This window comes from Streptomyces sp. NPDC003023 (genome assembly GCF_042888225.1).
Lineage (GTDB): Bacteria > Actinomycetota > Actinomycetes > Streptomycetales > Streptomycetaceae > Streptomyces.
The window spans coordinates 1047930-1066257 of sequence record NZ_JBIAPL010000001.1 but is presented as its reverse complement, the minus strand read 5'-3'; the positions used below and the strand labels follow the sequence as shown (position 1 = coordinate 1066257).

Below are 18328 nucleotides of genomic sequence, written 5' to 3'. Positions count from 1 at the left end.
ATGATTGCCTCTCTCACTTCGATTGAACACTTGTGCCGGGCGCGCTGCCTTCTCGCGGCCCTTGTCGGTCGAGGCCGGCCAGCCTGAGGAGCAGGGACTTCACTTCGGTGGCCTCGACGCGGCCCGACACGGCGCGGGGGGTGGAGCACAGGACGAGCGGACCTTCTTCGTCGCTCGGGGGAAGGCGGCCATGGCTGCCGCGGATCGGTGACGGGTCCAGCGGCACGACCGCCAGGCGGTAGCGCATGCCGAGTTTCTTGCGGGCCACGGCACCTGCGGCCTTCAGCCGTACGTAGGGGTCGTGCGGGTCCATGAACAGCTCGACGGGGTCGTAGCCGGGCTTGCGGTGGATCTCGACGAGCTGCGCGAAGTCGGGAGCGCGGTCGTCGTCGAGCCAGTAGTAGTACGTGAACCAGGCGTCGGGTTCGGCGACTGCGACGAGCTCGCCGGAGCGGGGGTGGTCGAGACCGTGCGCCTTCTTGCCCTCGTCGTCGAGGAGTTCGTCGATTCCGGGCAGTCCGGCCAGCGCGTCGCGGGTGGCCTCGAGGTCCTCCGGTCGGCGGACGTAGACGTGCGCGAGCTGGTGGTCGGCGACCGCGAAGGCACGGGAGGTCATCGGGTCGAGGTACTCCATGCCGTCCTGAGTGTGGACCTCGAGAAGGCCGGCGCGGCGCAGGGCGCGGTTGATGTCGACCGGGCGGCTGACGCGGGTGATGCCGTACTCGGACAGGGCCACGACGGTGCGGCCCTCCTTCCGCGCGTCGTCGAGCAGCGGCCCGATGACGGCGTCGAGGTCGGCGGCGGCACGGTGCGAGCGGGGGTCGTCGGGGCCGTAGCGCTGGAGGTCGTAGTCGAGGTGCGGCAGGTAGCACAGGGTCAGGTCGGGGTGACGGGTGCGCATGATGTGGCGGGTCGCGTCGGCGATCCACCGGCTGGACACGATGTCGGCGCCCGGGCCCCAGAAGTGGAACAGCGGGAACGTGCCGAACTTCTCGGTGAGTTCGTCGTGGAGCGCCGGTGGACGGGTGTAGCAGTCGGGTTCCTTGCGGCCGTCGGCGTAGTAGACGGGCCGGGGGGTGACGGTGATGTCGGTGTCGGCGCCCATCGCGTACCACCAGCAGATGTTGGCGACGGTGTAGCCGGGGTGGGCGCGACGGGCGGCGTCCCAGATCTTGTCACCGGACACGAGACCGTTGTGCTGCCGCCACAGCAGTACGTCGCCGAGCTCCCGGAAGTACCAGCCGTTGGCGACGATGCCGTGCTCGGCCGGGAGGGCGCCGGTGAGGAAGGTCGACTGGGCGGCGCAGGTGACGGCCGGCAGGACGGTGGAGAGGTTCGCCTGTGACCCGGCCGCCGCGAAGGCCTTGAGACGGGGCATGTGGTCGAGGAGCCGGGGGGTGAGGCCGACGACGTCCAGGACCAGAAGCGGGGTGGGGCGCTTGTCGCTCATGGCAGTTCCTTCAGGCCGAGGTCGGTGAGCAGGTCGCGGGCCAGGGTGAGTTCGGCGGCGATCCCGTCGGCGAGCTGGGTCCGGGACCGGGGGCGCAGCTCGGCCGGGAGGGCCTGCCAGGTGTACGTCTCGACCTCGAGGTGACGGGTGCGGGGTTCGGGGGCGCCCACGAGCCGGGCCAGGGTGTCCTGCAGCACGGGCAGGGTCGAGGTCAGCGGCTCGGCGGGCGGGGCGTGCAGCGGGACGTGGAAGTGGGCGCGCCAGGGCCCGCCGTCGGGGAGCGTGTCGCCGGCGACGGCCTGGTCGAGGTCGTCGGTGCCGCGCAGCCCGGCGGACGTGAGGGTGCGGGTCTGGTGCAGGAAGCGGGGTTCGGCGAAGGCGGCCAGCGCCTCGCGTACTTCCGGCAGATGGGGGTGCTCGGCGTGCAGCGCGGCGGAGAGCTGCGCCTTGGGTACGCGGACTCCCGCGGCGGCCAGGGCTGCGAGGGCGGTCTCCGGGTCCTCGAAGGAGGTGGCGAGGTGACAGGTGTCGACGCAGACGCCGATGCGGTCGCCGGGGAGGTCGGCGAGCGGTGCGATCGCGTCGGCCGTGGTCTCCACGACGCAGCCCGGTTCGGGTTCGAGGGCGACACGGATCGACTTGGCGGTGAGCTCCTCGAGTGCGTCCAGCCGCTCGGAGAGGGTGGTGAGGGCGGTGCGGGCGGTGTCGGCGGCCCGCTCGTCGAAGTCGGTGCGCCAGGCGAGCGGCAGCGTCGAGATGGTGCCCTCTGTGACGTCGTCGGGCAGCAGGGCCGCGAGGAGGCGGGCGAGGTCGGTGGTGTGGGCGAGGCGTTCGGGATCGGCCCAGTCGGGTTTGTAGACGCGGTACTTGACCTCGTCCGCGCCGAAGCCCTCGTAGGGGAAGCCGTTGAGCGTGACGACTTCGAGGCCCCGCCGGTCCAGCTCCGCGCGCAGTCCGCGCAGTGCCGCCGGGTCGGTGGTCAGGACGTGGGCGGCGTCCCTGGCGAGCCACAGGCCGATACCGAGACGGTCGCGCCCGAGGCGTTTGCGTACCGGCTCGCAGTGGTCACGGAGCTGGGCGAGGACACCGTCGAGGGTCTCCGCGGGGTGGACGTTCGTGCAGTAGGAGAGGTGGACGGTGGAGCCGTCGGGGTGACGGAAGCGCATCCGTGACTCCTCTCATTCCCCGCCGCGGAGGATGGAGTTGCCCTCGTGCAGGCTCTCCGGTTCCGGTACGTCGAGCTGGAGGCGGCCGCTGAGCCCGTAGAAGGCGACCGGGTTGCGCCACAGGACCTGGTCGACGTCGTCGTCCGAGAAGCCGGCCGCGAGCATGGCGTCGCCGACCTTGCGGGTCTTGAGCGGGTCGCTCCTGCCCCAGTCGGCGGCCGAGTTGACGAGGACCCGCTCGGTTCCGTGGGTCCGCAGGATCTTCACCATGCGGTCCTCGTCCATCTTGGTGTCCGGGTAGATGGAGAACCCGAGCCAGCAGCCGCTGTCGGCGGCTGCATCGACGGTCGTCTCGTTGAGGTGGTCGAGCAGGACCCGGTCCATGGACAGGTTCGACTCGCGGACGACGTCGACGGTGCGGTGCAGGCCGGCCAGCTTGTCGCGGTGCGGGGTGTGCACGAGGGCGGGCAGCCCGTGCTCGGCGGCGAGTTGCAGCTGCGCGGCGAGCGCGGTGTCCTCCGCCGGGGTCATGGAGTCGTAGCCGATCTCGCCGACGGCGACGACCGAGTCCTTGACGAGATAGCGGGGCAGCGCGTCCAGGACGGGTGTGCAGCGGGGGTCGTTCGCCTCCTTCGGGTTGAGCGCGATGGTGCAGTGGTGGGCTATGCCGTACTGGGCGGCCCGGTACGGCTCCCATCCGAGGAGGGCGTCGAAGTAGTCGAAGAAGCTGGCCGGGGAGGTGCGGGGCTGGCCGAGCCAGAAGGACGGTTCGACGAGAGCGCGCACACCTGCCGCGTACATCGCCTGGTAGTCGTCGGTGGTGCGGGACGTCATGTGGATGTGGGGGTCGAAGATACGCATTACAGCTCCTGGGGCAGCTGGGGGTTCGCGCCGGTCAGGGTGAGCACGCGATCGAGATCGTGGGGGATGTCACGGCCGGCGGCGGTGCGCTCGGCGGCGTAGTCGGTGAGCATGCGGGCGAGTTCGGCGTCACCGGCGGCGCGCCGTGGCAGGTCCGCGACGTCGTCGAGCGGCACTCCGGTGAACAGGCACTTGAGGACGGCGTGCCGCCAGGCGTGCGGGTCGAGGTGGGCGGCGGCGTAGGGGCCGACGGCGGCGGAGACGAGCCGGGTGTCGTTGGTCCGCAGGGCGTCGTCGAGCAGGTGCACGGCGTGCGGTCCTTCGACCAGGGCGGGCAGTGCCTGGAGCACGGCACGGCGTTCGGCCGCGCTGCCCTGCTGGTAGAGCCGGGTCAGCGTCTCGATGCCGGCCCGGGCCTCGACCAGCAGCAGCGTGCGTACGGCGTCGGCGTTGTCCTGGCCGCAGTACCGCCCGGCGGCGGCGAAACGCAGTTCCCAGGTGTGCGCGGTGTACGGGGAGGAGACGGACGGCGGCGCCTGTGCCGAGCGCGCGGCGTCGGCGAGTGCCTCGTCGAGCCAGGCGCGGGCCGTGTCGTCGGCGAGCCGGGCGTCGACTTCCTTGCGGGTCGGGGTGCCGCGGGTCGGGGTGCCTGGAGGTGTGTGCGTCACTGTGCCGGTGCTCCCTTCTGGCCGCCTGCGCCTGCGGCGCGCAGGAAGTCGATGGACGAGCGGGCGAGGTCGGGCCCCGCGTGGGAATGGCGGGGCAGTTCGACGACGGTCAGGCCCTGGTAGCCGGTGGCGGCGAGGGCGTCGAGAACGGGCGGGAAGTCGATCTCGCCGTTGCCGAACGGCAGATGCTCGTGCACGCCGCGTCGCATGTCCTCGATCTGCACATGGCGCAGCCAGGGAGCTGCCGCGCGGATGCAGTCGGCGGGCGGGTCGGGCTCCAGGCACTGGCAGTGCCCGATGTCGAGGGTGAGGCCGAGCGGTGCGGGATTGCCGAGGGAGGTGCGCAGGTGGTGGAAGTCGGCGACGCTCTCCAGGAGGTGGCCCGGTTCGGGTTCGATCGCGATCGGCACGCCGGCGTGGGCGGCCGCGTCGAGCACGGGCAGAAGCGATTCCTCCAGGCGCTTCCACGCGGTGTCGTCGTCGGTGCCGGGCGGAGTGATGCCGCTGAAGCAGTGCACGGCGTGCGCGCCGAGGTCGGCGGCGACCCTGACCGCGGTGGTCAGCAGCCGGGTTCGGGCCGCGCGGCCGTCCGGGTCCGGGTCGAGCAGCGACGGGCCGTGCTTGCGGCGCGGATCGAGGACGTACCGGGCACCGGTCTCGACGGTGGCGGTCAGGCCGAGGTCGCCGAGGCGGCGGGCCACGCGGGAGGTACGGGCGGCGAGGTCGGGGGCGAGCGGGTCGAGGTGCATGTGGTCGAGCGTCAGCCCGACGCCGTCGTAGCCGAGGTCGGCGAGGAGGTTCAGGGCGTCGTCGAGACGGAGGTCGGTGAGCCCGTTGGTGCCGTAACCGAGTCTGAGGTTCCGCGAGTTCGTCTCGGTGCCCGTCGTCTCCGTGCTCGTCGTCTCGGTGCTCGTCGTCTCGGGGCTCGTCGTCTCGGGGCTCATGTGACGCTCACTTTCCGTGCGAGCCTGCGGGCGATCGGTACGAGGCCCATCACCGCGAGCCCCGTGACGCCCGCCCCGGAGCGGGCGGCGAGAGCGGCCTGGAGCGGGATCATGGCGCGGATGCCACCGCCGACGGCGCGCTGGGTGAGGGGCGCGGAGGGGTTGAGGGCGGCGTGGAGATAGGGGACCGCGGCGGTGCGGAGATACACGGCGGCGAGCAGGGCGGCGCCGGAGCGGGCGGGGCTCGCGGGGCTCGCCGGGCTCGCGGGGTGGGCGCCGGCGGGTGGCCACGCCACGGCTGCGCCCAGCGCGGCGGTGGCCGCCAGCGCGGCGAGGGGGGTGACGGTCGAGCCGCCCTGCGCCTCGTGACGGGACACGGCGGTGACGGCGTAGGTGTGCGCGGCGAGCACGGTGGCGGCGCGGGCGGCGCGGCCGGCTCCGGCCGGGGTGGGAGGTCCCCCACCCCGCCCCTTCCCGAAACCCTGACGGGACCAGAGGGGCCGAGCCCCCCGAACCCCCACGGCAGCCGCGCGCCACGACGCAGGGGAAGCTGCCGGAGGCTGGACTGCCACGGGCGGGACGGCGGCAGCCGTTCCGCGCCGCGACGAGAGCGGGCGAGGCGGTGCGGCAACGGGTGGGGCCGTGGTGGCCGTGCGGGCGGCTCCTCCGGGGGTGGAAAGTCCCCCACCCCACCCCTTCCCGAAACCCTGACGGGACCAGAGGGGCCGAGCCCCCCGAACCCCCACGGCAGCCGCGCGCCGCGACGCGCTGGCCGGTGCGCCCGGCGCGGACGCGGCGGCGGGCGCAGGAACAGACCCGGCCGACCGGCCGGCGGCGGCCGCACCGCCCGTCGCGAGCGCAGGAGCGGAGACGGCCGACCGGGAGGCGGTAACCGCACCGCGCGGCGCGGAAGCGGAAGCGGGCGCACCCGGTCGGGAGACGGCAGTTGCGCGCGGCGACCGACGGGACGAGGCATCCGGAGCGGGCGCCGGACCGAACGCACCCCCCTCGGACACGGCAGCCGCGCGCCGTGACGCGCGGGACGAGGTGCCCGGTGCGGGCGCGACCGGGTGGCGGGCGGCGGAGAGGGTTGCCGTGGTGCCCAGGAGGAGGTCCAGGCCGCGGGCGGCGGCCATCGCGGCCGGGGCGGCCGGGGTGTGCTTGAGGCGGAGGTCGTAGGCCCAGACCGTCGCGGACAGGGCCGTCGCCACCGCGAGCGCGGGACGGCCGGCGCGGGCGGCGAGGGCGAGGCCCGTCACGGTCAGGACCCCGGCCGCGGTCAGGGCGGCGCGCGGGGTGATGCGGCCGGAGGGGATGGGGCGGTGCGGGCGGTCGATCCCGTCCTCCTCGCGGTCGGACCAGTCGTTGAGCGCCATGCCCGCCTCGTACAGGCACAGGGACGCGCCCACGGCGTACGCCGTGCCCCGGTTGGGGCGCAGACCGGCCGCCGCCGCGCCCGCGAGGGCGTCACCGGGCACGGTGAACAGCGCGGAGACACGGAGCAGTTCGGCCCAGTCCCGCAGCCGCGCCCGTGGTGTGCGCCGCGGCGGCTCGGGTGCCAGGGCGGCGGGGACGCGGTCGCCCCGTGCGGGCGCCGGGGCGGTGGCCGGCGGCGCGAGGCGCGCCGTCAGCAGGCGGATCACCGTGCCTCCCGCAGGCGGTCCGCGAAGGAGAGCAGGGCGGTGAACTGCTCCGGCAGGCCGGACGGACCGCCGTCGGGGTCCTTGAAGTAGAAGCCGAGTTCGGGCAGCGGCCCGGACAGTCCCGCCTCGTGGGCTCGGGCCAGCAGTCGGGCGAGGTCGAGGACGAGAGGTGCCGCGAGGGCTGAGTCGCAGCCCTGCCAGATGGTCTGGAGGATCATCCGCGAGCCGAGGAAGCCCTCGAAGGCGATGTGGTCCCAGGCGGTCTTCCAGTCGCCGAGCGCGGGCACGTCGTCGATGTGGACCTCGCCCTCCGGCGTGCTGCCCAGTACGTCGGCCAGGACGCGCTCCTTGCCGGCGTTCTTGGCCGCGGCGGCGGCCGGGTCGGCCAGCGCCGCTCCGTCTCCGCCGCCCAGGAGGTTCGTGCCCGACCACGCCCGCACGGAAAGGGCGCGTTGCAGGAACATCGGCGCGAGAACGGACCGCAGCAGCGTCTGACCGGTCTTGCCGTCGCGGCCCGCGTGGGGAAGTCCACTGGCCGCGACGGCGTCGGTGAGGGCCGCGGTGCGCAGCCCTGTGGAGGGGGTGAAGTTGACGTGCGGGCAGCCTGCGCGCACCGCGGCGGCCGCGTAGAGGGAGCTGGGGGGCAGCCGTTCGGCGCCGGGCTCGGGGAGCGGTTCGGTGGAGGAGACGTTGACGACGACGACGCGGGCGAGTCCGAGTCGTTCGCGGAACGAGGTCATGTCGGCGGCGAAGGCCGTGATCAGTTCCTCGTCGTCGCGGGTGTCGCCCGCGCCCGGCCCACCGGGCCGTATCTCACGGTCGGCGGCCTCCAGTTCGGCACGGACCGCGGTGACGAGTCCGTGCGGCAGGACGCCCGCGTCGGTGAGGCGTTCGGCCCGTTTGGGCAGCGGGCAGTGCATGGTGTCGTGCCCGCCGAAGACGAGCGACGGCAGGGCCGGCAGCCCGGCTTCGGTGAACGGGGGTGTCTCCGTGACCATGCCGGTCGGCGGGTGGAGTCCGGCCGTGACCGCCGCGCATCCGGCGACGGCCGTGGTGGCCACTGAACCCCGTGCTCCGACGAACCAGACCCCGGTGCGTGCGTTCCCGTCGCTGTCCATGGGCGGCCTCCCTGCCGTGTCGTGTGGTGCGGTGGTGGAAGGACGGCGGGCGGGGGGTACGGCGCCTCCCCGCCCGCCGCCCGGTCATGGCGGCCGCGTGGCCCGGCAGGGCTACGCGGGCAGCTCCTTCAACTGGATGTTCCGGAAGGACACCTGGTCGTCGGCGCCGTGGTTCTGGATGCCGATGTAGCCGTCCTTCAGGCTGCGGGCCGCGTCGGTGTTGGTGAAGTCGTTGATCTTCTCTCCGTTGAGGAAGATCTGCAGACGTTCGCCCTGGACCCGGATCTCGTAGCTGTTCCACTGGCCGGGCGGCCGCAGGGCCTTGTCCCTGGCCTCGATGTCCGCCGACTTGAAGCCGTAGACCGCGCCGGTGGTGCGGTCGGCGGCGTCGGTGGCGTCGATCTGGATCTCGTAGCCGTTGTTGACCGCGGACCAGGGGTCGTCGGAGGCCGGGAAGCCGACGAAGACGCCCGAGTTGTCGTCGCCGTCCATCTTCCAGTCGAGCTTGAGCGAGTACGAGCCGAGTTCCTTGGCCTGGTACCAGAGCATGCCCATGCCGCCCTCGGTGCGCAGTTCGCCGTCGACGACGTTGAACTTGCCCGGACCGGCCTGCTTCCAGCCTTCCAGCGTCTCGCCGTTGAAGATGGTGCGGTAGCCGGTGCGCGGTGAGCAGTCGGCCTTGACCTGGCCGGTCGCGTACCGGAGGCCGCCGAGCAGATGCTGCCGGAAGGCCGGCTCCGCGTACGACTCCTTGGTGTGGCCGCCGCCGGTGTAGAAGGCGCGGCCGCCCTCGTACGTCTGGCACCAGGCGATCGGGTGGTCGCCCGACATGTTGCCGCCCTCGTACGTCGTCTCGTCGAGGGTGGCCAGCACGCGGGCCTGCTCACGCGGGTTGCTGCGGTAGTTGTACCACTCGTCGGTGCGCTCCCAGGGGCCTTCGATGTGCTCGGTGGCCGGGTGGGCGTCGTCCTCGACACGGACGGTGGCGGACTGGATCTGCGGGTGGGAGTGGAAGTAGGCGCCGACGAGGCCGCCGTAGAACTCCCACTCGTATTCGGTGTCGGCAGCGGCGTGGACGCCCATGTAGCCGCCGCCCGCGGCGACGTAGTCCTCGAAGGCCTTCTGCTGGTCGGCGTTCAGGACGTCACCGGTGGTGGACAGGAAGACGACGGCGTCGTAGCGGGCGAGGTTGTCGGCCGTGAACTGGCCGGGCGCCTCCGTGGAGTCGACGACGATGCCGGCAGTCGTGCCGAGTTCCTTCAGTGCGGCGACGCCGGCCGGGATGGAGTCGTGGCGGAAGCCGGCGGTCCTGGAGAAGACCAGGACCCTCTTGTCCTTCTTGTCGACGGGGGCGTCGGAGATGGTGAAGTCGTCCACGTCGTACAGCGCTCCCGCACCGCCCTTGAAGACGAGGAACAGCTCGGTCGTCCTGCCGGACACGCCCTTGAGCGGGATGTCGACATTCTGGAAGGTGTCCCAGCCGCCGGTGACCGGTACGGGGGTGGAGCCGAGGAGCTTGCCGTTCACGGAGCCGGTGCGCACTTCGAGGAGGCCGCCGGAGCCGGCGGAGGAGATCCGGGCGGTGAGCTTGGTGGATCCGCCGAGGTTGTACGGCTTGAAGGAGATCCAGTCACCGTTGTGGATGTCGCCGACGGTCTTGCCGCCGTGTGCGGTGCCCTTGTCGAAGGTGTTGATGCCGGCGGAGTTGTCGAAGTGCTCCGCCTGGCGGGTGCGCGGCTGCAGCTGCGCCTGGTCGTGCGTGGTCAGTGCGGCCTGGCCGCCGCCTCCGCCGTCCGTGTATTCGGCGTCGAGGACGCCGAATATGTTGGCGTTGGGGTCGTGACCGCCGTCGGCCGACGTCTTGAGGGTGCCCTCGCAGCCGGTGGCCGAGGTGATCGGGTGACCGTGGCTGTCGTGGCCGAGGATGTAGTTGACCTTGACCTTGGAGCAGTCGATGGTGCCGTCCTCGGGGTCGCTCACCGTGACCTTGAACGGAATGTCGTCGCCGAACTCGAACAGCGCGCCGTCCTTGGGCAGTTCGACCTCGACCTGGGGCGCCGTGTTGCCGACGACGACGTGGACGCCGGCGGAGCCGGTGCGGCCCGTCGTGTCCTTCGCGGTCACCGTCGCCGTGTAGGTGCCGTTCTCGGTGTAGGTGTGCGTCGGGTTCGCCTCCGTGGAGGTGGCGCCGTCGCCGAAGTCCCAGGAGTAGGTGAGCGTGTCGCCGTCGGCGTCGGTGGTGCCGGCGGAGGAGAAGGTGACGCCCAGCGGGGCCTGCCCGGAGGTCACGTTCGAGGAGGCTTCCGCGACCGGGGAGCGTCCGCCGGTGGCGTTCTCGATGCGGTACAGGCCCGCGTTCTCGTCGCCGCCGAACCAGGCGGTGCCGTAGTCGAGGACGTACAGCGCGCCGTCCGGGCCGAAGGCCATGTCCATGACCTGGGTGCCGGTCCACGGGACGGGGTTGATGGAGCGGACGGTGCCGTCCTCCGCCGTGTCGATGCGCTTGATCCAGCGCCGGCCGAACTCACCGGCGAAGAAGTCGCCGTCGTACGCCTCGGGGAACTTCACCGGCGAGTCGAGCTCGGCGTCGTAGTGGTAGACCGGGCCGCCCATCGGGGACTCGGAACCGCTGCCGAACTCGGGGACGGAGCCGCCGTCGTACGGGATCCAGGCCGGCTGCGCGGGCGGCAGGTCGACGAGTCCCGTGTTGTGCGGCGAGGTGTTCTTCAGGTTGGCGCAGTCGAAGGTGGCGCCGGAGGTCTTGGTGGCGAAGTCGTACTCGACGTACGGGTCGTTGTCTCCGGTGCAGAACGGCCAGCCGAAGTTGCCGGGACCGGTGACCCGGGCGAACTCGACCTGGCCGCCGGGACCGCGCTTCGGGTCGGCGGTGCCGGCGTCGGGACCGTAGTCGCCGACATAGAGGACGCCGGTCTTCTTGTCGACACTGAAGCGGAACGGGTTGCGGAAGCCCATGGCGTAGATCTCGGGCCGGGTCTTCTCCGTGCCGGGGGCGAACAGGTTGCCCTCGGGGACGGAGTACGAGCCGTCCTCGTTCACCTTGATGCGCAGGATCTTGCCGCGCAGGTCGTTGGTGTTGCCGGAGGTGCGGCGCGCGTCGTACGCGGGGTTGCGACCGGGCCGGTCGTCGATGGGCGTGTACCCGTCGGAGGCGAAGGGGTTGGAGTCGTCTCCGGTCGACAGGTAGAGATTGCCCTCGGCGTCGAAGTCGATGTCACCTCCGACGTGGCAGCAGATGCCGCGGGTCGCCGGGATGTCGATGATCTTCTTCTCGCTGGCGTTGTCGAGCGTGCCGTCCTGGTTGAGAACGAACCGGGAGAGCCGGTTGACGCCGTCGAACTCGGCGAAGTCCGCCGCGGTGCCCTCATTGGGGGCGTCACCCGCGGGGGTGTCCATCGGGGGTGCGTAGTAGAGGTAAATGAAACGGTTCTGCGCGAAGTTCGGGTCCAGGCCCACGCCTTGGAGACCCTCTTCGTCGTGCGAGTAGACGGGGACGGTGCCGACGACGCGGGTGTTGCCGGCGGCGTCCGTCATACGCAGCTCGCCGCTGCGCGAGGTGTGCAGCACGCTGCGGTCGGGCAGTACGGCCAGCGACATCGGCTCGCCGGTCTCCTCACCGCCCTTGGCGAGGGTGATCTGCTGGAATTCCTCGGCTGCCGCGGAGACGGCCGCTTCGGGGTCGGCGGCGGACGCGGTGGTCGGCGCGGTGAGAGCGAGCGAAGTGGCGGCGAGCAGGCCGCCGGTGAGAAGTGCGAGTGCCTTGCGGCCTCTGGGCCTTGTTCTGTGCACGAATGTCCTCCGGTAACGCCGGTCGAACGGGCGGTGTGCCGTGGAACCGGAGTGCGCCGTCACTCCCGAACCACCTATGTCGTGTACACGAGATGGGACCGTAGCCGGGTTCGTCCTGTACGGAAAGCCCTTGTGCAGCGAAGAAGTTGAACTTTTTCCCAGCTCAGGACAAAGACGTGCCCGGGCAGGCAGGACCGGCCCGGCGGCACAGCCGCCACCGGGCCCGGACCTGGCTGGTTCTAGTGCCGTGACCGGCAATGTTTGCCCGTGCAGGAGCGTCGTCCAGTGCGTGCGATCGCAAGGCGGCCGGAAGTCCTTGTAGCGGAGCTACCAGGGCTTTTGGCCAACGGTGGGGGCACCTCCCATGCCCGAAGGGCTATGGGGGAGAGGGTGCGTCTGGGCGGCGCGACAGGGCAAAGCTTGCCGGGAGGGGCACTAGTTGTCGCCGCCTCCGAAGGCGGCGTCGAAGGAAGCGGTGGGCGGGTCGAAGTCGAAGCGCTTGAGATCAGCAAGCGCTTGTGGAGCTCCCATCAGCCGGTCCATGCCGGCGTCCTCCCACTCGACCGAGATGGGACCGTCGTAGCCGATGGAGCGCAGCATCCGGAATACGTCCTCCCACGGCACGTCGCCGTGCCCGGCCGAGACGAAGTCCCAGCCGCGCCGGGGATCGCCCCACGGCAGATGCGAACCGAGCCGCCCGTTGCGCCCGTCGAGACGCTTACGGGCCTCCTTGCAGTCGACGTGGTAGATCCGGTCCCGGAAGTCGTAGAGGAAACCGACCGGGTCCAGGTCCTGCCAGACGAAGTGGCTCGGGTCGAAGTTCAGCCCGAACGCCGGCCGGTTGTCCACCGCCTCCAGGGCGCGTTTGGTGGTCCAGTAGTCGTAGGCGATCTCGCTGGGATGGACCTCGTGGGCGAACCGGACGCCCTCGGCGTCGAAGACGTCCAGGACGGGGTTCCAGCGCTCCGCGAAGTCCTCGTAGCCGCGCTCGATCATCCGCTCCGGCACCGGCGGGAACATCGCCACGAGGTGCCAGATCGACGACCCGGTGAAGCCGATGACGGTGTCGACACCGAAGGCCGCCGCGGCACGCGCGGTGTCCTTCATCTCGGCCGCCGCCCGCTGCCGTACGCCCTCAGGCTCGCCGTCGCCCCAGATCCGGGCGGGAAGGATGCCCTGATGGCGCTCGTCGATCGGGTTGTCGCAGACAGCCTGTCCCACCAGGTGGTTGGAGACGGCCCAGCACTTGAGGCCGTACTTCTCCAGCAGCGCGTGCCGCCCGTCCAGGTAGGACGGGTCGGCGAGGGCCTTGTCGACCTCGAAGTGATCGCCCCAGCAGGCGAGTTCCAGGCCGTCGTAACCGAAGTCGCGGGCGAGCGAACAGACCTCCTCGAGCGGCAGATCGGCCCACTGGCCGGTGAACAGTGTGAACGGGCGTGGCATGGCGCCTCCAAACCGGATTCTGCCGGGTCTCTACCTGACTTCGGCCTGTACTGCCTGGACGGGGGTGTACACGGCGTTCTTCTGCGCGCTCTCCTCCACGGCGGCGAGCACCCGCTGCACCTGGAGACCGTCGGCGAACGACGGCGCCGGGTCGGTGCCGGAGGCGATGGCCTCCACCAGGTCGCGGGCCTGGTGGGCGAAGGTGTGCTCGTAGCCGAGCCCGTGGCCCGGTGGCCACCATGCCTCCAGGTACGGATGCTCCGACTCGGTGACGAGGATCCTGCGGAAACCGGCGGTCGCGGCCGGCTCGTGGTGGTCGTGGAAGGACAGCTCGTTGAGCCGCTCCAGGTCGAAGGCGAGCGACCCGTGCTCGCCGTTGATCTCCAGTCGCAGGGCGTTCTTGCGGCCGGTCGCCATCCGGGTCGCCTCGAAGGTGGCGAGCGCCCCCGACGCGAGCCGGCCGGTGAAGACGGCCGCGTCGTCGACCGTGACCGGTCCGCGCCGCGTCCCACCTGACGCGCTCAGGCCGGCTGACGCCCCCTCGAGCAGGGGCCGCTCCCTGACGAAGGTCTCCAGCTGGGCCGAGACGCCGACGAGCGGCTCGCCCGCGAGGTACTGCGCGAGATCGACGATGTGGGCGCCCAGGTCACCGAGCGCCCCGGACCCCGCGTGCTCACGCTCGAGCCGCCAGGTCAGCGGGAAGTCCGGGTCGACCAGCCAGTCCTGCAGATACGTCACCCGTACGTGGCGCAGGGTGCCGAGCCTGCCCTCGGCGATCAGCCGGCGGGCGTAGGCGAGCGCCGGCACCCGGCGGTAGTTGAAACCGACCATCGCCAACTGCCCGTTCGCCCTCGCCAGTTCGGCGGCGGCGACCATGGCCTCCGCCTCCGCGACCGAGTTGGCGAGGGGCTTCTCGCACAGGACGTGCTTACCCGCCTCCAGCGCCGCTATCGCGATCTCCGCATGGCTGTCGCCCGGTGTGCAGACGTCGACGAGCTGTACGTCGTCGCGGGCCACGAGGTCGCGCCAGTCGGTCTCCGCCGCCGCCCAGCCGTGTTTGTCGGCGGCCGCCCGCACGGCCGTGGCGTCACGGCCGCCGATCGCGGCGAGGACCGGCCGCAGCGGCAGGTCGAACACGCGGCCCACGGTGCGCCACCCCTGGGAGTGTGCGGCGCCCATGAACGCGTAACCGACCATGCCGACGCCGAGTGTCGGCGGTGCGGCCTCACTGCCTTGAAGTTCCATACGGATTCCTCCTCGTCAAAGGCGCTGACTCGTCGTCGTGCTCGGTGGGGGCGGGGCCCTCGGCGGGCCCCCTCGCGCCGCCGGTCAGTTGAAGCCCGTGGGCAGGTACTCGTCGACGTTGTCCTTGGTGACGACGGCCGAGTAGAGGGTCAGGGAGGCGGGGATCTCCAGTTCCGCCATGCCGCTGACGCCCTTGCCCTGCCCGAGCGCGCGGGCCAGGTCGATGGCGGAGGCCGCCATGGTCGGCGGGTACAGGACGGTGGCCTTGAGCACGCTGTTGTCGGCCTTGATGGCGTCCATCGCAGACTTTGCTCCGGCGCCGCCGACCATCAGGAAGTCGTCACGGCCCGCCTGGGCGATGGCGCGCAGGGCGCCCACACCCTGGTCGTCGTCGTGGTTCCACAGCGCGTCGAACTGCGACTGGGCCTGCAGCAGCTGCGCCATCTTGGCCTGGCCGGACTCGACGGTGAAGTCGGCGGCCTGACGGGCGACCTTCCTGATGTTCGGGTAGTTCTTCAGGGCGTCGTCGAAGCCCTGGGTGCGCTGCTTGGTGAGTTCGAGGTTGTCGAGCCCGGCGAGCTCGATGACCTTCGCGTTCGGCTTGTCCTTGAGCTGCTCGCCGATGTAGTTGCCGGCGTTGAGGCCCATGCCGTAGTTGTCGCCGCCGATCCAGCACCGGTACGCCTGCGGGGAGGCGAAGATCCGGTCCAGGTTGACGACGGGGATGCCCGCCTTCATGGCCTGCAGCCCGATCTGGGTGAGCGCCTTGCCGTCGGCAGGCAGGATGACGAGGACGTCGACCTTCTTGTTGATCAGGGTCTGGACCTGGCCGATCTGGGCGGCCGTGTCGTTGGAGCCCTCGGTGATCTCCAGGGTGACGTCCGAGTAGCGCTCGGCACGGGTCTTGGCGTTCTGGTTGATGGCGTTCAGCCATCCGTGGTCGGCCTGCGGGCCGGCGAATCCGATGGTGACGGCCTTGCCGGGCTTGTCGTCGGCGACGGGGGCGTTGCCGGTGGCCGTCTCCGACTTCTTGGGCTCGTTGCTGGTGCAGGCGGTGAGCAGGGCACCGGCGGAGATCGCGGCGGTGCCGAAAAGCAGTCCTCTGCGGCTGGTGGTTGGGATTTCTGGCATGGCGGATCAACCCTTCGACTGGGCGGTGCGACAAGGTGGGAAGAGGTGCGAAGCCGGGCGTCAGGCCTCGCCCGAGCCGCGCAGCGTGCGGTGCTGGACGAGTACGGCGGCGACGATGATGGCGCCCTTGGCGATCTGCTGGACCGCGCTCTCGAGGTTGTTGAGGGCGAAGATGTTGGTGATCGTGGTGAAGACGAGGACGCCGAGGACGGAGCCGACGATGGTGCCGCGGCCGCCGCTGAGCAGAGTGCCGCCGATGATGGCCGCGGCGATGGCGTCGAGTTCGTAGAGGTTGCCGTTGGTGTTCTGGCCGGAGCCGGCGAGGACGATCAGCATGAAGGCGGCGATGCCGCAGCACAGCCCGGACAGCAGATAGAGGTAGAGCCGCTGCCGGCGGACGTCGATGCCGGCGAGCCGGGCCGCCTCCGCGTTGCCGCCGACGGCGACGGTGCGGCGGCCGAACGTGGTGCGGCCCAGGATCAGCCAGCCGATGACGGTGACCGCGGCGAAGACCAGGACCAGCGGCGGGATGCCGAGGATGTAGGCGTCCCTGATGCCGAGGTCGAGCACCGAGTCGACGGTGACGATCTGTGTCCTGCCGTCCGTGATCTGCAGGGCGAGACCGCGGGCGGAGGCGAGCATCGCGAGGGTGGCGATGAAGGGCACCATCCGCCCGTAGGCGATGAGCATGCCGTTCACGAGTCCGCAGCCCACACCGACGATCACGGCCGTGAACAGGATGCCGGCGAAGCCGAACTCCTGTGTCGCCAGGGTCGTCGCCCACACGGAGGCGAGCGCCACGATCGCCCCGACGGACAGGTCGATCCCACCGCCGATGATGACGAAGGTCATGCCGACGGTGACGACACCGATCACGGATGCCTGGGTGAGGACGAGCTGCAGATTGCTCGTGGCGAGGAACTCGTCGGGTTTGGTGAAACCACCGACCGCGACGAGCACGGCGAGTACGCCGAGCAGCGACAGGTTGCGGACATCCGCGCGCAGTCCCAGCGGACGGCGGGCACCTCCCTTGTCCGGTGCGGACTTGGCGGCGGGCATCGGCGCGTCCTGCTGCGCCGGGGTGGCCGGCTGCGTCATGCCGTCTCAGCTCCCTTCCATCACAAGATCGAGTACGCGGTGCTCGTCGAGCTCCCGGGCGTCCGCCGTGTGCACGACGCTGCCCTCGCGGAGCACCAGCACCCGGTCGGCGAGGCCCAGGACTTCGGGCACCTCGCTGGATACGAGAAGTACGGCGAGGCCTTCGTCGGCCAGCCGGCGGATCACTGCGTAGAGTTCGGCCCTGGCGCCGACGTCGACGCCCCGGGTCGGCTCGTCCAGAAGCAGCACCTTGCAGCCGCGCAGCAGCCAGCGGGCGAGCACGGCCTTCTGCTGGTTGCCGCCGGACAGGGTCCGGATGGCGGCGTCGGGGTTGTCGGGGCGCAGGGACAGTTCCTTGACGGCCTGGTGTGCGGCGGCCCGCTCGGAGCGGCGGTCGAGCCAGCCGGCGCGGGAGAAGCGGGACAGGGTGGAGACGGAGACGTTGCTGCTGACGGATTCGAGCATCAGCAGCCCCTGCGCCTTGCGTTCCTCGGGGGCGAGTCCGATTCCCGCACGGACGGCGGACCGTACGCTGCCGGGCCGCAGCGCGGTGCCGTCGACGGACACGCGGCCGGCGTGGGCCCTGCGCGCCCCGTAGATCGTCTCCAGGATCTCGCTGCGTCCGGAACCGACGAGCCCGGCCAGGCCGACGATCTCGCCGGGGCGCAACTCCAGGTCGACGGGGGCGAACTCACCGTGCCGGGTGAGCCCTTCGACCCTCAGTACGGGCTCCCTCGCGGCGGCGACAGCGTTGTCGGGGCGCTCGGGGAAGACGTACTCGACGTTTCGGCCCGTCATCAGGGCGACGACGTCGCGGGTCGGGGTGGACTCGGCCGGCAGGCCGACGGCGACCGCCCTGCCGTCCTTGAGGACGGTGACCCGGTCGCCGATGCGGCGGATCTCCTCGAGGCGGTGGGAGATGTAGACGACGGCCACCCCGTCGGCGGTCAGGTCTCCGACGATCCGGAAGAGGTTGTCGACCTCGTCGGGGTCCAGCGCGGCCGACGGCTCGTCCATGACGATCAGGCGGACCTCGTGGGAGAGCGCCCGGGCCATGGAGACGATCTGCTGCTGGGCGGCGGACAGGTCGCCGACGAGTCGCGCGGGGTCTATCTCACCGTGGCCGAGCCGCTTCAGGAGTCCGGCGGCGGCCGTGCGGGCGGCGGCGCCGCGTACGACGAAGCCGGCGGCGGTGGGCTCGTGCCCCAGGAAGACGTTCTCCGCCACGGACAGCCCCTCCACCAGGTCGAGTTCCTGGTAGATGGTGGCGATTCCGAGGCGCATGGCGGCGATGGGCGACTTCAGGGAGACGGCCTCGCCGCGCCAGGTGATCTCGCCGCCGTCGGGCTGGTGGGCTCCGGCGAGCACCTTGATCAGGGTGGACTTGCCGGCGCCGTTCTGGCCGAGGAGGCAGTGGACCTCGCCGGCCTGGACCTCCAGGTCCACGCCGTCCAGGGCACGGACGCCCGGAAACGACTTGGTGATGCCGGACATGGTGAGCAGGGGTGGTTGTGGTGCCATGACGAATCCCCTCGGCGGGTGCGGCCGGTGAGCGGGCAGGGCGGATCGGTACAGGTGTGCGGGTACGGGCGGCTCTCGGACGCCCCTGGCGTCGCGCGTGCGTGCCGGGGCGTGCGGTGTTGGGTGGAACAGGCGTGGCGTAGGGGCCACGCGACCAGTGCGGTGCGGGTGGAACAGGCGTGGCGTAGGGGCCACGCGACCAGTGCGGTGCGGGTGGAACAGGCATGGCGTAG

General features: G+C 71.4%; 13 protein-coding genes. All 13 read right to left on the bottom strand.

What is annotated here, in order from left to right:
- Positions 1-13: 13 nt before the first annotated feature.
- A complete protein-coding gene (locus tag ACFYV1_RS04410) occupies positions 14-1450 on the bottom strand; it encodes an alkaline phosphatase family protein (protein WP_389393829.1) in 1437 nt (478 codons plus the stop codon).
- Complete coding sequence (eboE, locus tag ACFYV1_RS04405; protein WP_389393828.1) at positions 1447-2616, bottom strand: metabolite traffic protein EboE; 1170 nt, start codon at positions 2614-2616, stop codon at positions 1447-1449. Before eboE ends, ACFYV1_RS04410 begins: the two co-directional genes overlap by 4 nt.
- A 12-nt stretch (positions 2617-2628) precedes the next feature.
- On the bottom strand, positions 2629-3477 hold the full coding sequence (locus ACFYV1_RS04400; protein WP_389393827.1) for a TatD family hydrolase: 849 nt from the start codon (positions 3475-3477) through the stop codon (positions 2629-2631).
- Positions 3477-4145 (bottom strand): EboA domain-containing protein, encoded by a 669-nt coding sequence (locus tag ACFYV1_RS04395; protein ID WP_389393826.1) that lies wholly within the window; start codon positions 4143-4145, stop codon positions 3477-3479. Before ACFYV1_RS04395 ends, ACFYV1_RS04400 begins: the two co-directional genes overlap by 1 nt.
- On the bottom strand, positions 4142-5089 hold the full coding sequence (locus ACFYV1_RS04390; protein WP_389393825.1) for a sugar phosphate isomerase/epimerase family protein: 948 nt from the start codon (positions 5087-5089) through the stop codon (positions 4142-4144). The genes ACFYV1_RS04395 and ACFYV1_RS04390 overlap by 4 nt, the downstream gene beginning before the upstream one ends.
- On the bottom strand, positions 5086-6732 hold the full coding sequence (locus tag ACFYV1_RS04385; RefSeq protein WP_389393824.1) for a UbiA family prenyltransferase: 1647 nt from the start codon (positions 6730-6732) through the stop codon (positions 5086-5088). The genes ACFYV1_RS04390 and ACFYV1_RS04385 overlap by 4 nt, the downstream gene beginning before the upstream one ends.
- Positions 6729-7850 (bottom strand): inositol-3-phosphate synthase, encoded by a 1122-nt coding sequence (locus ACFYV1_RS04380; protein WP_389393823.1) that lies wholly within the window; start codon positions 7848-7850, stop codon positions 6729-6731. Before ACFYV1_RS04380 ends, ACFYV1_RS04385 begins: the two co-directional genes overlap by 4 nt.
- A gap of 111 nt (positions 7851-7961) precedes the next feature.
- Entirely contained in the window at positions 7962-11657 is a 3696-nt protein-coding gene (locus ACFYV1_RS04375) for a ThuA domain-containing protein (RefSeq protein WP_389393822.1), read from the bottom strand.
- A gap of 435 nt (positions 11658-12092) precedes the next feature.
- Positions 12093-13100: a sugar phosphate isomerase/epimerase family protein gene (locus tag ACFYV1_RS04370; protein ID WP_389393821.1), complete on the bottom strand. Its 1008-nt coding sequence runs from the start codon at positions 13098-13100 to the stop codon at positions 12093-12095.
- Positions 13101-13130: 30 nt separating this feature from the next.
- A complete protein-coding gene (locus ACFYV1_RS04365; RefSeq protein WP_389393820.1) occupies positions 13131-14345 on the bottom strand; it encodes a Gfo/Idh/MocA family protein in 1215 nt (404 codons plus the stop codon).
- Positions 14346-14429: 84 nt separating this feature from the next.
- Positions 14430-15476 carry a substrate-binding domain-containing protein gene (locus ACFYV1_RS04360; RefSeq protein WP_389393819.1) on the bottom strand — a complete coding sequence of 349 codons (1047 nt, stop codon included), beginning with the start codon at positions 15474-15476 and terminating at the stop codon, positions 14430-14432.
- Positions 15477-15536: 60 nt separating this feature from the next.
- Positions 15537-16574 (bottom strand): ABC transporter permease, encoded by a 1038-nt coding sequence (locus ACFYV1_RS04355; RefSeq protein WP_389393818.1) that lies wholly within the window; start codon positions 16572-16574, stop codon positions 15537-15539.
- A gap of 6 nt (positions 16575-16580) precedes the next feature.
- Positions 16581-18095, bottom strand: a complete 1515-nt coding sequence (locus ACFYV1_RS04350) for a sugar ABC transporter ATP-binding protein (RefSeq protein WP_389393817.1) — start codon at positions 18093-18095, stop codon at positions 16581-16583.
- Positions 18096-18328: the final 233 nt, after the last annotated feature.